The following is a 12,165-nucleotide window of genomic DNA, read 5'->3' on the forward strand; positions in this document are numbered from 1 at the left end:
GCCGTCAATCCGCGTAGTTCGGTGCGGGCGGACCGGGAGACGGGCCGAGCAGCGACAGCCACTGCCGATAGATGCGATCCCAGGTGCCGTCGTGGCGAATGCGCTCCAGCGTGCCGTTCACGAAGCGCACCAGATCGTCGTCGCCCTTGGGGATGCCGATGCCGTAGGGCTCGACGCTGATGCTGTCGCCGACCACGGCCGTGTAGGGGTCCTGCGCGGCCAGCCCGGCCAGGATGGAGTCGTCGGTGCTCGCCGCGTCGACCTGGCGTTGCTGCAGCACGACCAGGCAGTCGGCCCAGGTGGGCACGGTGAGAATGGTGGCGGCGGGCTGATCGTGGCGCATGTGGTCCAGCGAGGTGGTGCCGCGCACGATGCACACCCGCTTGCCCGCGAGATCGGCGATGCCGTTGATCCCGGAGTTCTTCATCGCGAGCACCCGCTGGTTGGAGCGGTAGTACACGGTGGAGAACGTGACCTTCTGGCGCCGTTCACAATTGATCGTCATGGTCTTGGCGACCAGGTCGACGTCGCGGTTCTGCAGCGCGCGTTCCCGGTCGGCCGAGCCGAGGGTGCGGTATTCGATCAGGTCCGGGCTGCCGAGCAGGTCACGGGCGATCTCCCTGGCGATATCGGCGTCGAAGCCGACGATGGCGCCGGAGGTCGGATCGCGGAAGCTGAACAGGTTGCTGCCCGCGTCGAGCCCGACCACCAGCCGCCCGCGGGCCCGGATCGCGTCGATGGTCGGCCCGCCGGCCGCGCTGCCGAGGCCGGTCGGGCGCAGGCTCGCCGTCGGGTCGCCGCACTGCGGCGCGGCCGCCGTCGGAGTCGGCGAATCCGTCAGCACCGGAATGACTTTCGCGGGTAATGGCGGTTCGGTGTACTTCGCCGTGTTGGTCGGCAGCGAGGTCGGCGAGCCGCCGGCACAGCCGCCGACCAGGGCGACGGTGACGAGCGCGACGGCGACGAGGCCGTGCCCGGCCCTCACCGGTACTCCCGCAGCCGGGGCCACAGCCCGAGTCCGACGCAGGCCGCCGCGACGATGCCGAGCACCAGCGCGCCGGGGCCTATCAGGTCGAGCACCCGTGCCGCTTGGGAAATGTTGTCGCGCAATGTATTCCGCGTCTTGTCGATGCCTTGCTCCAGTGCCTTGTCCAGCGCGTCCACCTGGGCCGCGACATCCGCGCCGCCCGGTCCGGTCGCCACCGTGGCCGCGCCGTTGAAGTCGCCGCGGGCCAGCGTGTCGTTCATCCGCTGATGCGCCACCCGCCAACGGCCCAGTGCCGGAATGGCATTGCGCACGTCGTCGGCGGCGGGCGCGGAACTCGGATAGCCGCCGAGCAGATCGGCGAGGCGGGCGATGTTCGCGTCGTAGGTCCGGTCGTAGTCGCCGGTCGCGTCCCGGCTGACCAGCTTCAGCGTTTCCGCCGAACGCGCCTGCTGCGCCAGGATCCGGCTCTCGGTGAGCCGCGAGGCGGGCACCGCGCCGTCGTCGCGGCCGCGGATCATCGAGGTGGCCGACACCGCGCCCGCGATCACCGTCCAGGTCAACAGGATCAGCACTGCTGCCGAGGCGAGCAGCAGCCCGGGGTTGAGCACCCTGCGCCACCGCTTGGCCAGGTCGAATTGCGCCCACACCAGCGCGACCAGCGCGAGAATCACCAGCACGATGGCGGTCCACGGCGGGCGAACGTGATTGCGCTGCGCCTCGGTCACCGCCGCCTGGCGCCGGGTCTGCAGTTCCTCGGCCATCGGCAGCACGGCCGTCTGCATCTGGTTGGACGCTTCGCTCAAATAGGCGGCGCCCACCGGATATCCGCTGCGGTTGTTCGTCCGCGCCGTCTCCACTACACCGGTGTACACCGGCAGGCTGGTGGCGATCCCGGTGCGCAACTGGGTATCGGTGCTGTCGGTCCGGCTCGGCTCGGTGCCCGAGGCCCGCCCCGTTTCCGCCACCAACTCCGCGGCGGCCTCGCCGACCGCCTGGCTGTACCGATCGCGCACCGCCTGCGGCTCCAGCCCGCCGGAGATGAACGCGGTGCTCGCCGCGGCGTCCGCGATGGACAGCGACGTGTACAGCCGATGCGCGGAGTAGGCGTCCGGCTCGGTGTCGTCGAGCAGCACCTTCAGCGTCTGCTGCCGGTCGCCCACGGTCGCGCCGGTCACCCAGCCCGCGGCCACGCACACTGTGATCAGCAGCAGTCCGATCGCGATCAGCCGCCCCGGCGAGGAACTGGCGAACAGGCGCAGCCGGGCCGGGTCGAACTGCTCGCGCACGAACGCGACCCGCAGCGCGCCTGGACTGTCCCGCGCGGCGAGCTCGGGGGTGGACGACGGCCGAAGGACCGCCGTCGCCTGCTCTATCCGAGCCATATCCACCTCCCCAGTCTGGGCCGCATTCGCGGATTTCTCGACGGACCGACCGGATAAGCGGTCACCCCGTGTCTGCTGTTGCGGAGTTTATTGTGGTCGTAGCGGTGCCGTGGCGTGTGAAATACCCCTGCTTGGCAGCAACGCGGTGCGCTGCGATGGCGGATTGAGGATGGGTGCGAGATGCGTGGTGACGGTGACGGGTGGTCGCGCGACCCCGATGGCATGCGGCGTTGGGGCCGCTTCGGCGCCGCCGGACTGCTGCTGCGCGCCCCGCTCGCCGGCGGCGGATCGGCGGTGCTGATGCAGCATCGCGCGCCGTGGAGTCACCAGGGCGGCACCTGGGCGCTGCCCGGCGGCGCCCGCGACAGCCACGAGACGCCCGTGCACGCCGCGGTGCGCGAGGCATGGGAGGAGGCGGGCATCGATCCCGCCGACGTCCGGGTGCGCAGTGAGCGGGTGACCGCGTCCGCGCCGAGCGGCTGGACCTACACCACGGTGATCGCCGACGCCGTGCTGAGGCTGCCGACCAGCCGGAACCGGGAAAGCTCCGAGCTCGCCTGGATTCCGGAGGCCGAGGTCGATGCCCGGCTGCTGCATCCGGGCTTCGCCGCCTCCTGGCCCGTGTTGCGCGCTGAGCCCGCCCGCGTGTACCTCGGCGAACTCGCCGACGACCGTGCTGTCGTCGCCGCACTGCCGCGCACTGTCGATCTCGCCGATCAAGGCTTCTTCTGGCTCCATTCCGATCCCGACGGGCCCGGCGGCTATGCCCGGATCGTCGATCCGGCGAGCAGCGCAGCGGTCGACATCGTGCTTGCCCACCCGACGCCGGACGACGCGCCCGCCGACCCCGTGCTCTCGCTCACCCGCGGCCAGGTGCTGTCCTGAGTCTCATTACCCGCGCGGCACCGCGGTGAATCAGCTGCCCTGTCACGGGCTACGAATTGGCGAGCAGCGCCGTCTTGAGTTGCCGCGCTGCGGCTTGCGGGTCGCGCGCCTCGGTGATCGCCCGCACCACGACGATGCGGCTCGCACCCGCCGCGAGCACGTCCGGCAGGTTGTCCGCGTCGATCCCGCCGATCGCGAACCACGCCCTGGTCGGGTGCGCGTCGGCGGTGGAGCGCACCAGTTCGATGCCCGCCGCCTGTCGCCCCGGCTTGGTCGGGGTCGCGTACACCGGGCCGGTGCAGAAGTAATCGATGTGTTCGTCGATCGCGGCGAGCCCGGCCTGCGCGCGGTTGTGGGTAGATCGCCCGATCACCACGTCCTGGCCGAGAATGCGTCGCGCGTACCAGGGCGGCAGGTCGCCTTGCCCGAGGTGCAGCACGTCAGCGCCCGCGGCCAGCGCGATATCGGCGCGATCGTTCACCGCGACCAGCCCGCCGTGCCTGCGGGCCGCCGCCTTCAGCTCGGCGAGGGCGCCGAGTTCGGCGCGCGCCTCGAGCAGGCCGAACTTCGCCTCGCCGGGCGAACCCTTGTCCCTGAGCTGGATGATGTCGACCCCACCCGCGAAGGCCGCTTCGGCGAACTTGGCCAGATCGCCCCTGTCCCGTCTGGCGTCGGTACAGAGATAGAGCCGAGCGGTTGCCAAGCGCTCCCTGGGCGATGCGGGTCGGGCGGGGTGGGAGGGTTGCACGCCCTCGACCGTAGCCGCGCTACCGTGGGGAAGCGAACGGCGGCACGAGCGCCGGGCCCATGCGGCGATCGCGACGGGTCCCTGCGAAGGGACCGCCGAACGCCGCAAATCGACCACAGCGGTGTGCGCGACGGGCCTGAAGACGGGTTAACCAGGAAGGCGCCCGCGACGCCGCCCATCGGAGACAGAGGCAGGTGGAAACGGATGCGGACGCTGGCCGTCGTGGGTGGCGGCGTCATCGGGCTCGGCGTGGCCTGGCGGGCCGCCGAGGCGGGCTGGTCGGTCACTGTGTACGACCCCGCCGTCGGCTCCGGCGCCTCGTGGGTGGCGGGCGGCATGCTCGCCCCGTTGTCCGAGGGGTGGCCGGGCGAGGACCGGGTGCTCGAATTCGGCGCCGCCTCGTTGGCCCGCTGGCCCGACTTCGCGGCCAGCATCGACGCCGCCACCGGCGTCCCGGTCTTCGTGGCCGACGCCACCCTGACGGTCGCGCTGGACGCCGCCGACGCGGCCGACCTGCGCACGATCGCCGAGTGGGTGGGTGGTCGCGGCCACGAACTGCAGGTCCTCGATCGCGCGGGCGTGCGCGCGCTGGAACCGAACCTCGCCCGCACGGTCCGCGCCGGGCTGCACGCGCCCGCCGAGCCCGCGATCGACAATCGGCGCCTGCTCGCGGCCCTGCGCAAGGCCGCGACGGCCGCAGGCGTGCAGATCCGCGCCGAATCCGTCGACGCACTCGACGTCCTCCCGCACGATCAGATCGTCCTCGCCGCAGGCGCCGCGTCGGCCCGACTGTGGCCCGGGCTGCCGGTCCGTCCGATCAAGGGCGAGATCCTGCGCCTGCGCCACCGTCCCGGCGTCACCCCCGCGCCGAGCCGCGTGGTCCGGGCCCGCGTGCACGGCCGGGCGATGTACCTGGTCCCGCGTGCCGACGGAATCGTGGTCGGCGCAACACAATACGAGGCGGGTTTCGACACCGCGGTGACCGTCGCCGGTGTCCGTGACCTGATCGCCGACGCCGAGGCGATATTCCCAGGCATCGGCGAATACGAGCTGGCCGAGGCGAGCGCGGGCTCGCGGCCCGGCACCCCGGACAACCTGCCGCTGCTCGGCAGGCTGAGCGACCGGGTCGTCGCGGCCACCGGCAACGGCCGCAACGGCATGCTGACCATGCCGCTCACCGTCGACGCGGTACTCGCGCAGCTGGCCGGAACGCCGTTGCCCGAGGCAGAATCCGCTGACCCGCAACGCTTTTCGACGGCGCACCCGCCGTCCCCTTTGTCATCCGCAGGAGGAGTTCGATGACTTCGACATCCGTACCCATCGGCGTCACCGTGAACGGCACAGATCACGAGTTCGCCGAAACCCTCACCGTCCGAGAGCTGCTCGGCCGCCTCGAACTGCCCACGCAGGGCATCGCGCTCGCGGTGGACGGCGCGGTGTTCCCCAAGTCCCGCTGGGGCGAGCCGGTCGGCCGCGGCTGGCAGATCGAGGTACTGACGGCGGTGCAGGGTGGCTGAAACATCCGCCCCACTGCGAATCGCGGACCGCGAGTTCGGTTCTCGTCTCATCATGGGCACCGGCGGCGCGGACAACCTCGCCGTGCTGGAGGAGGCGCTCATCGCCTCGGGCACCGAACTCACCACCGTCGCCATGCGCCGGGTGGACGCCGCGGGCGGCACCGGCGTGCTGGATCTGTTGAAGCGCTTGAACATCGTGCCGCTGCCCAACACCGCAGGCTGTCGCACCGCCACCGAGGCGGTACTCACCGCGCAGCTGGCTCGTGAGGCCCTGGATACCAACTGGGTCAAGCTCGAGGTCGTCGCCGACGACCGCACCCTGCTGCCCGATCCGATTGAATTGGTCACCGCCGCAGAACAACTCGTCGACGACGGTTTCGTGGTGCTGCCCTACACCACCGACGACCCGATCCTCGCGCGCCGGCTGGAGGACGCGGGCTGCGTCGCGGTGATGCCGCTCGGTTCCCCGATCGGCACCGGTCTGGGCATCGGCAACCCGCACAACATCGAGATGATCGTCGCCGAGGCGAAGGTCCCGGTCATCCTCGACGCGGGCATCGGCACCGCGAGTGACGCGGCACTGGCCATGGAACTCGGCTGCTCGGCCGTCCTGCTGGCCACCGCGGTGACGCGGGCGCGTCAACCGGAGTTGATGGCCGAAGCGATGGCCGCCGCGGTCCGCGCCGGCTACCTGGCCCGCCAGGCAGGCCGCATCCCCAAACGCTTCTGGGCCCAGGCCTCCTCACCCGCCCGCTGACCACGACCGAAGGCTCCCTTCACCCCGTCTGCCCAGCTGAAGGCCCCTTCGGTCGGCCGGCTCGCTTGGGCTGAAGGCGACCTCTGGTTGGTCGTACGGGTCGAAGGGCGCCTTCGGTCGGGGTTGGGGAGGTCAGGGTGACTGTCGGGGGAGTCGGGGGTGTGGTCATCCTCGAGGATGATTCGACACGACACCTAGTAGTGACGCGCGGCGCGGGGTTTTCGGGCAGGCTGGTCCCCATGATCGAGCTGAGAGGGCTGACCAAGCACTACGGGCAGACCGTCGCCGTTCAGGATCTATCCTTCACCGTTCGACCCGGACAGGTGACGGGGTTCCTGGGCCCGAACGGAGCCGGTAAGTCGACGACGATGCGAATGATCCTGGGGCTGGACAAGCCAACCGCAGGCACCGCACTCATCCAGGGCAAGCCATACCGCGAATTGGACCATCCGCTGCGCACAGTCGGTGCGCTGCTCGACGCCAAGTGGGTGCATCCGAATCGTTCGGCGCGCGCCCACCTCGAGTGGATGGCCGCCTCCAACGACATCGCCAAGTCCCGGGTGGAAGAGGTGCTGCGGCTGGTCGGCCTGTCCGAGGTGGCGGCCAAGACCGCAGGCGGCTTCTCGCTCGGCATGTCCCAGCGGCTCGGCCTGGCCGGCGCGCTGCTCGGCGACCCGCAGGTGCTGCTGTTCGACGAGCCGGTCAACGGCCTCGATCCGGAGGGCATCCTCTGGATCCGCCGGTTCATGCAGCGACTGGCCACCGAGGGCCGCACCGTGCTGGTCTCCAGCCACCTGCTCTCCGAAATGGCCCAGACCGCAGAACATCTCGTGGTGATCGGCCGCGGCCAGCTCATTTCCGATACCACCACACAGGAATTCATCGAGCGCGCCTCCGAACAGTCGGTGCGCGTGCGCAGCCCGCAGCTCGACCAGCTGCGCAGCGTGCTCACCTCCAACGGCATGACCGTCCGCGAGGACGGCACCGGCCCCGACGGCCCCGCGCTCGTGGTGGCCGGCGTGCCGAGTGACGCGGTCGGCAAGCTGGCCGGCGCGAACGAGATCACGCTGTTCGAGCTTGCGCCGCAACGTGCTTCGCTGGAAGAGGCGTTCATGCGGATGACCGGCGGCGCGGTGCAGTACCACGGCGAAGGCCTCGATCAGGCGATGGGAGGTGCGCTCTGATGGGCGTGCTGGCAGCAGAACGAATCAAGCTCACCTCGACCAGGTCGCCCTGGTGGTGCTCGGCCATCGTGGTCGTGCTCGCCCTCGGGCTGGCCGCGCTGTTCGCGCTGGTCACCAAGTCGGCCGGGGACAACCCCGCCGAGGGCACCCCGACGCTCGACGTGAGCACCGCGACGGCAGGCGTCGTCGGCTTCGGCGTGATGGTCCTGATGATCATGGCGGCCTTGACGGTGACCAGCGAATACCGCTTCGGCGTCATCCGGACGACGTTCCAGGCGGTGCCCAATCGCTCCAAGGTGCTGATCACCAAGACGCTGCTCGTCGGTGTCTTCAGCGCCGTGCTCACCACGATCCTGGCCTTCCTGGCCATCGGGGTGGCCAAGGCGATCGGCGGGTCCGCCCCCGCGGCGAACCTGACGTTGGACGGACAGTGGCGGGCCGTCTACGGCATCCCGATCTACGCGTTCCTGATGATCGCGGTGGCCATCGGCGTCGGTGTGCTGGTCCGGCAGTCCGCGGCCGCGATCTCGCTGATCGTGTTGTGGTCCTTGCTGATCGAGCCGCTGCTCGGCGCGTTCGGCAGCTTCGGCCGCAATGTGGCGCCGTTTCTGCCCTTCCAGAACGCGAGCCACTTCCTCGCCGTCTCGGAGTCCGGCGCCAACTGGCACTGGGGCCCGTGGGGCAGCCTGCTCTACTTCCTCGGCTTTACCGCGATCGTCTACGGCGGCGCGCTGATCATGATCAACCAGCGCGACGCGTAGGACCCGAGCAAACCCGAGTTGCCTTCCCTCGCCACTCGGGTTTGGGGCGCCGACCTTGTCGGGAGGTTCGCGCGCCCCGTCACCGCCCCGCCACTGCCCGGCGGACGGTGTGACCATCGGCCCGGCGTGAACCCCTTCACGCCGGGCCGATGGCGTTATCGGACCTGGTCGGCCGAGCTTGTGAGCACACCTGCGCGACGCGGCATTATTGCTGGTCAGTGGACCATGTGAACATCACGGAAACTGTGAATCACGTCGCTTCACCGGCCCTGAATCCGCGGGTACAGTTCGACTCAGCAACCAGCTCGTTATCCATCGGCGGCCCCAATGTTGTGCCCGCTCCGTCCGTCGGGAGGTAGCAGGTGGCGATAATCAGTGATCCGCCGACGACAGGTCGGCTGAGATACCCTCTGGGCGTGAGCGAAACACCTTCCGGCGGTGCTGCGCCCGGGTCGGAGCCGGAGGACGAGAACGGCCTCGAACCCGAGGTCGTGATCCCGCTGGTACCCGCGGACGAGGGCGGTCCCATCCGCCGTCCCGGGGCCGGGCTGCGCAAGGGCCAGCTGTCCGCGTTGATGAACGCGGCGAACAACCGGACGGACTTCATCGGTGTGCTCCGCAAGGCGCGTGAGCAGCTGCCAGGTGACCCTTCCTTCGGCGACCCGCTCTCGGTGACCGGCCCCGGTGGTGCGCGTGCCGTCGCGCGCGCCGCGGACAAACTGGTCGGCGACACTCCGAGCGCGGCCAGGGAAATCGGTTTCGGCGCACTCCAGGTCTGGCAGGCGATGCTGGAACGGGTCGGCCGCGGCAAAGGTAACGCGGAAGTAACTGTGATGTTCACCGATCTGGTGGCCTTCTCCAGCTGGTCGCTGTCCGCAGGCGACGAGGCGACCCTGGAACTGCTGCGCCGGGTCGCCAAGGCCATCGAGCCGCCGATCGCCGAGCGCGGCGGTCAGGTGGTCAAGCGGATGGGCGACGGCGTGATGGCCGTGTTCCCGTCGGCCGACCGGGCCGTGCGCGCCGCGATCAATGCCAAGCGCAACCTGGCCGAGGTGAAGGTGCGCGACTACCGCCCGCAGATGCGGATCGGACTGCATACCGGCTCGCCGCGCGAGATCGGCGGCGACTGGCTCGGCGTCGACGTCACGATCGCGGCCAGGGTGATGGAGGCGGGCGGCAACGGCAACACCATGCTGTCCGAGGCGACGCTGCAGTCGCTGAAGCCCGAGACCCTCGCCGAGCTGGGCCACGCGGTGAAGCCGTACCGCCGCAGCTTCTTCGCCGCGCCGCTGAGCGGGGTCCCCGAGGACCTGCGCATCTTCAAGCTCTCCGAGCTCTGAGTCAGGCGCCGACCCACCACGCCACGGCGCCCGCGATCGCGAGCACGGCAAGGACTGCCAGCACGATCGCGAATTGGCGCGCGGTTTTCCACGTCGAATAGACGCCGCCGAGCAGGAAGCCGGCCAGCGCGAGCAGGATGATCACAGTGACGTCGGTGGACATTGTGCCCATTCTGCTCTGCCCAGAGACGAGTGCTCGGGAGGGTGGGCATCCGATCTCTCTTCCGTGCGCGTCGTTAAGGTTGGCACGGCTGGCAACTTCGAGGGAAGGCTGACATGAATGATTCCAACGTGAACGTGATCGCGGCGCTTCGAGCCAACAGCAACTTCAATGCGGACGTGATCGAAGAGTTCTTAGCCAACGGCGGCAAGGTCAGTGGCTATTTCGAGGGTAGGAACATGGTGCTGATCACGACCACGGGCGCCAAAACGGGTCGGCAGATCCGCAACCCGCTGGTCTACCTGCCCGACGGCGAGCGGATCGTGCTGATCGCCTCCAACGCCGGTGCTGACAAGAACCCCGCCTGGTATCACAATCTGCGGGCCAACCCGGAGCTCGAGGTCGATCTCGGCACCGAAAAGTACTGGGCCAGGGCCGAATCCGTGACCGGGACCGAGCGCGACGAACTCTATGCGCGGATGGTCGCGGAGATCCCGAGCTTCGCCGACTACGAGGCAAGTACTACGCGCAAGATCCCAGTCTTCGCGGTCTACCGCTACGACGCTCAGCGGTAGGTATCCACTGCGGATCCGTCTAGGTCGACGTGATAGGTGTGCAGCCAGTCGCCTAGCCGCACAGTGGATTCCACCAAGATTCGCTCGAATTCGGAAAGGCTGTCCGCGGCGGTTTTGGCGGTGAGTCGGCGGACTGCGTCGCCGTCGAGGAACGGGTGTAGTGGAGAGTCCCCGCTGTAGGACTGAACGGTGAGTGCGTCGATGAGGGCGCGGTCATAGGCGGGATCTCGGATCGTCGGATAGGCCGCTTTGCGGCGACGCAGCACCGACTCCGGGAGCAGATCGGCTGCGGCGACGCGTAGTAGGGATTTCTCTTGACCACTGAACGTTTTCATCGCCCAGGGGATGTTGAATACATACTCGACGAGGCGGTGATCGCAGAAAGGCACCCGACCCTCCAACCCGGAGGCCATGCCCATGCGATCTTTCTTGTCCAACAGAATCGGCAGCCATCGGGTCAGGGTCAGATAACTCAACTCCCGAGTTCGCCGATCGGCTCGGCCCTCGCCGTCGAGGTGCGGCACCTCGGCCAGCGCGCTGTGATAGAGATCGGCTTCGTATTCCGTGAGCTTCAGTTCGTCGATGAACCAGGGATGGAACAGTGACCGGGGATCGAGGCCGCGATGCGCCCCCAGTTTGAGCCAGGGAAAGGTTTCCGCGCTGCGTGCGGCGGGGTCGGCGAACCACAGGTAGCCACCGAAGAGTTCGTCGGCGGCCTCCCCGGACAGCGCCACCGTCGCGTGTTCGCGGACTGCGGCGAAGAGCAGATAGAGCGAGACGTCGAGGTCGGCGAAGTTGAATGGCAGATCCCAGGCCCGCAGCACTGTCTGCCGCACAAGCGGATCGAGCAGCCGGGACTGGTCGAGAACCACCGTGTGGTGTTGGCTGCCGATATGGTGTGCGACTTCGAGCGCATACGGGCCGTCTGGGGTCGGCCGGATCGGATCACCCTGGAAGTTCTCGGTGTGCCCGGTGAAATCGACGCAGAACGTGGCGAGCTGGGCAGCGCCGTCGGCGCGGCGATTCCGTTGGGCGATGGCGGCGACGGTGCTGGAATCAAGCCCGCCGGACAGTAACGAGCACAGTGGCACATCGGAGATCATCTGGCGCGCGACTATGTCGTCGAGCAGTTCGCGAATGGTGACAATGGTCGTCGGCAGGTCGTCGGTGTGCGGACGGGCTTCTAGTGCCCAGTAACGCTTTTCGGTGATCCGTCCGCGACGGACTCGCAGCAGGTGGCCCGGTTTCAGCTCGCGCATTCCGCGAAATGGCACCCGCCCCGGTGTGCGGAGGAACAGCAGCGCGTCGCAGAGTTCTTCCGCTGCTGCGCTGGCACGCACCAGCGGGTTGGCGAGGATGGCCTTGGGCTCGGAGCCGAATATCACCCCGTGCTCCGTCGGGTAGTAGAACAGCGGTTTCACCCCGAGCCGGTCCCGGATCAAAAGGAGTTCATCGCGGTCGGTGTCCCAAATGGCGATCGAGTACATGCCGTTGAGCCGGTGAACGAACTCGACGCCCCATTGCAGATATCCACGCAGCGCTACTTCTGTGTCGCTGTTGGTACGGAACCGATGACCGAGCCCGGCCAGTTCGGTCCGTAACTCGCGGAAATTGTAGATCTCACCGCCGTAGGAGATCACCGCTCGCGGCAGATCTCGGGGGCCGCGTTCCGGAGCGTGCATCGGCTGCGTACCGTGCGCCAGGTCGATGACAGCTAACCGCCGGTGCCCCAACGCGATATGGGTGTCGAGCCATACGCCGCCGTCGTCAGGACCCCTGCGGACCAGGGTCTCGACCATGGCGTCGACCACCGAGACTTGGGTATGCAGGTCGCGAGCGAAATCGACCCAACCAGTAATGCCACACAT

Annotated in this window: 13 protein-coding genes; 8 read left to right on the forward strand and 5 right to left on the reverse strand. The window is 68.8% G+C overall.

All coding sequences use genetic code 11. From position 1 onward, the window contains the following. Positions 1-4 precede the first annotated feature (4 nt). Both ABZ942_RS22635 and ABZ942_RS22640 read right to left on the reverse strand, forming a co-directional pair. A complete protein-coding gene (locus ABZ942_RS22635; protein ID WP_357385001.1) occupies positions 5-985 on the reverse strand; it encodes a glutamate ABC transporter substrate-binding protein in 981 nt (326 codons plus the stop codon). Next, positions 982-2,370: a hypothetical protein gene (locus ABZ942_RS22640; RefSeq protein ID WP_357385003.1), complete on the reverse strand. Its 1,389-nt coding sequence runs from the start codon at positions 2,368-2,370 to the stop codon at positions 982-984. Before ABZ942_RS22640 ends, ABZ942_RS22635 begins: the two co-directional genes overlap by 4 nt. 180 nt (positions 2,371-2,550) lie before the next feature. Here ABZ942_RS22640 and ABZ942_RS22645 point away from each other — a divergent pair, with 180 nt between their 5' ends. Then, the gene (locus tag ABZ942_RS22645) at positions 2,551-3,255 is read left to right on the forward strand and encodes an NUDIX hydrolase (protein WP_357385005.1); all 705 of its coding nucleotides are present in this window, start codon (positions 2,551-2,553) and stop codon (positions 3,253-3,255) included. 49 nt (positions 3,256-3,304) lie between these two features. Here the strand turns inward: ABZ942_RS22645 and thiE are convergent, their stop codons facing one another. Continuing rightward, positions 3,305-4,003, reverse strand: a complete 699-nt coding sequence (gene thiE, locus ABZ942_RS22650; protein WP_357385007.1) for a thiamine phosphate synthase — start codon at positions 4,001-4,003, stop codon at positions 3,305-3,307. Between the two features lie 204 nt (positions 4,004-4,207). On the opposite strand from thiE, the gene thiO reads away from it, so the two are divergent. The 6 genes from thiO to ABZ942_RS22680 all read left to right on the forward strand — a co-directional run bounded on the left by thiO (position 4,208) and on the right by ABZ942_RS22680 (position 9,562). After that, positions 4,208-5,305, forward strand: coding sequence for a glycine oxidase ThiO (gene thiO, locus ABZ942_RS22655; RefSeq protein WP_357385009.1), 1,098 nt, complete (start codon positions 4,208-4,210; stop codon positions 5,303-5,305). Further along, positions 5,302-5,520, forward strand: coding sequence for a sulfur carrier protein ThiS (thiS, locus tag ABZ942_RS22660; RefSeq protein WP_357385011.1), 219 nt, complete (start codon positions 5,302-5,304; stop codon positions 5,518-5,520). Before thiO ends, thiS begins: the two co-directional genes overlap by 4 nt. Beyond that, entirely contained in the window at positions 5,513-6,277 is a 765-nt protein-coding gene (locus ABZ942_RS22665) for a thiazole synthase (RefSeq protein WP_357385013.1), read from the forward strand. The genes thiS and ABZ942_RS22665 overlap by 8 nt, the downstream gene beginning before the upstream one ends. A gap of 239 nt (positions 6,278-6,516) precedes the next feature. Next, positions 6,517-7,461, forward strand: coding sequence for an ATP-binding cassette domain-containing protein (locus ABZ942_RS22670; protein ID WP_357385015.1), 945 nt, complete (start codon positions 6,517-6,519; stop codon positions 7,459-7,461). Further along, entirely contained in the window at positions 7,461-8,222 is a 762-nt protein-coding gene (locus ABZ942_RS22675) for an ABC transporter permease (RefSeq protein ID WP_357385017.1), read from the forward strand. Before ABZ942_RS22670 ends, ABZ942_RS22675 begins: the two co-directional genes overlap by 1 nt. Before the next feature lie 575 nt (positions 8,223-8,797). Then, positions 8,798-9,562: an adenylate/guanylate cyclase domain-containing protein gene (locus ABZ942_RS22680; RefSeq protein ID WP_357385859.1), complete on the forward strand. Its 765-nt coding sequence runs from the start codon at positions 8,798-8,800 to the stop codon at positions 9,560-9,562. 1 nt (position 9,563) lies between these two features. On the opposite strand, the gene ABZ942_RS22685 is transcribed toward ABZ942_RS22680, so the two are convergent. Next, complete coding sequence (locus ABZ942_RS22685; protein ID WP_357385019.1) at positions 9,564-9,725, reverse strand: hypothetical protein; 162 nt, start codon at positions 9,723-9,725, stop codon at positions 9,564-9,566. A gap of 113 nt (positions 9,726-9,838) precedes the next feature. On the opposite strand from ABZ942_RS22685, the gene ABZ942_RS22690 reads away from it, so the two are divergent. Further along, positions 9,839-10,297: a nitroreductase family deazaflavin-dependent oxidoreductase gene (locus ABZ942_RS22690; protein ID WP_357385021.1), complete on the forward strand. Its 459-nt coding sequence runs from the start codon at positions 9,839-9,841 to the stop codon at positions 10,295-10,297. Here the strand turns inward: ABZ942_RS22690 and asnB are convergent. After that, on the reverse strand, positions 10,288-12,165 hold the full coding sequence (gene asnB, locus ABZ942_RS22695; protein WP_357385023.1) for an asparagine synthase (glutamine-hydrolyzing): 1,878 nt from the start codon (positions 12,163-12,165) through the stop codon (positions 10,288-10,290). The two genes, ABZ942_RS22690 and asnB, sit on opposite strands and share 10 nt — an antisense overlap.

This window comes from Nocardia sp. NPDC046473, assembly GCF_040645995.1.
Classification (GTDB): domain Bacteria; phylum Actinomycetota; class Actinomycetes; order Mycobacteriales; family Mycobacteriaceae; genus Nocardia.

What these genes read in the sequence shown, in the direction of transcription:
- ABZ942_RS22640 (WP_357385003.1), bottom strand. Translation starts at nt 2,370, where the DNA reads ATGGCTCGGATAGAGCAGGCGACGGCGGTCCTTCGGCCGTCGTCCACC.
- ABZ942_RS22645 (WP_357385005.1), top strand. Translation starts at nt 2,551, where the DNA reads ATGCGTGGTGACGGTGACGGGTGGTCGCGCGACCCCGATGGCATGCGG.
- thiO (WP_357385009.1), top strand. Translation starts at nt 4,208, where the DNA reads ATGCGGACGCTGGCCGTCGTGGGTGGCGGCGTCATCGGGCTCGGCGTG.
- thiS (WP_357385011.1), top strand. Translation starts at nt 5,302, where the DNA reads ATGACTTCGACATCCGTACCCATCGGCGTCACCGTGAACGGCACAGAT.
- ABZ942_RS22670 (WP_357385015.1), top strand. Translation starts at nt 6,517, where the DNA reads ATGATCGAGCTGAGAGGGCTGACCAAGCACTACGGGCAGACCGTCGCC.
- ABZ942_RS22675 (WP_357385017.1), top strand. Translation starts at nt 7,461, where the DNA reads ATGGGCGTGCTGGCAGCAGAACGAATCAAGCTCACCTCGACCAGGTCG.
- ABZ942_RS22680 (WP_357385859.1), top strand. Translation starts at nt 8,798, where the DNA reads ATGAACGCGGCGAACAACCGGACGGACTTCATCGGTGTGCTCCGCAAG.
- ABZ942_RS22685 (WP_357385019.1), bottom strand. Translation starts at nt 9,725, where the DNA reads ATGTCCACCGACGTCACTGTGATCATCCTGCTCGCGCTGGCCGGCTTC.
- ABZ942_RS22690 (WP_357385021.1), top strand. Translation starts at nt 9,839, where the DNA reads ATGAATGATTCCAACGTGAACGTGATCGCGGCGCTTCGAGCCAACAGC.
- asnB (WP_357385023.1), bottom strand. Translation starts at nt 12,165, where the DNA reads ATGTGTGGCATTACTGGTTGGGTCGATTTCGCTCGCGACCTGCATACC.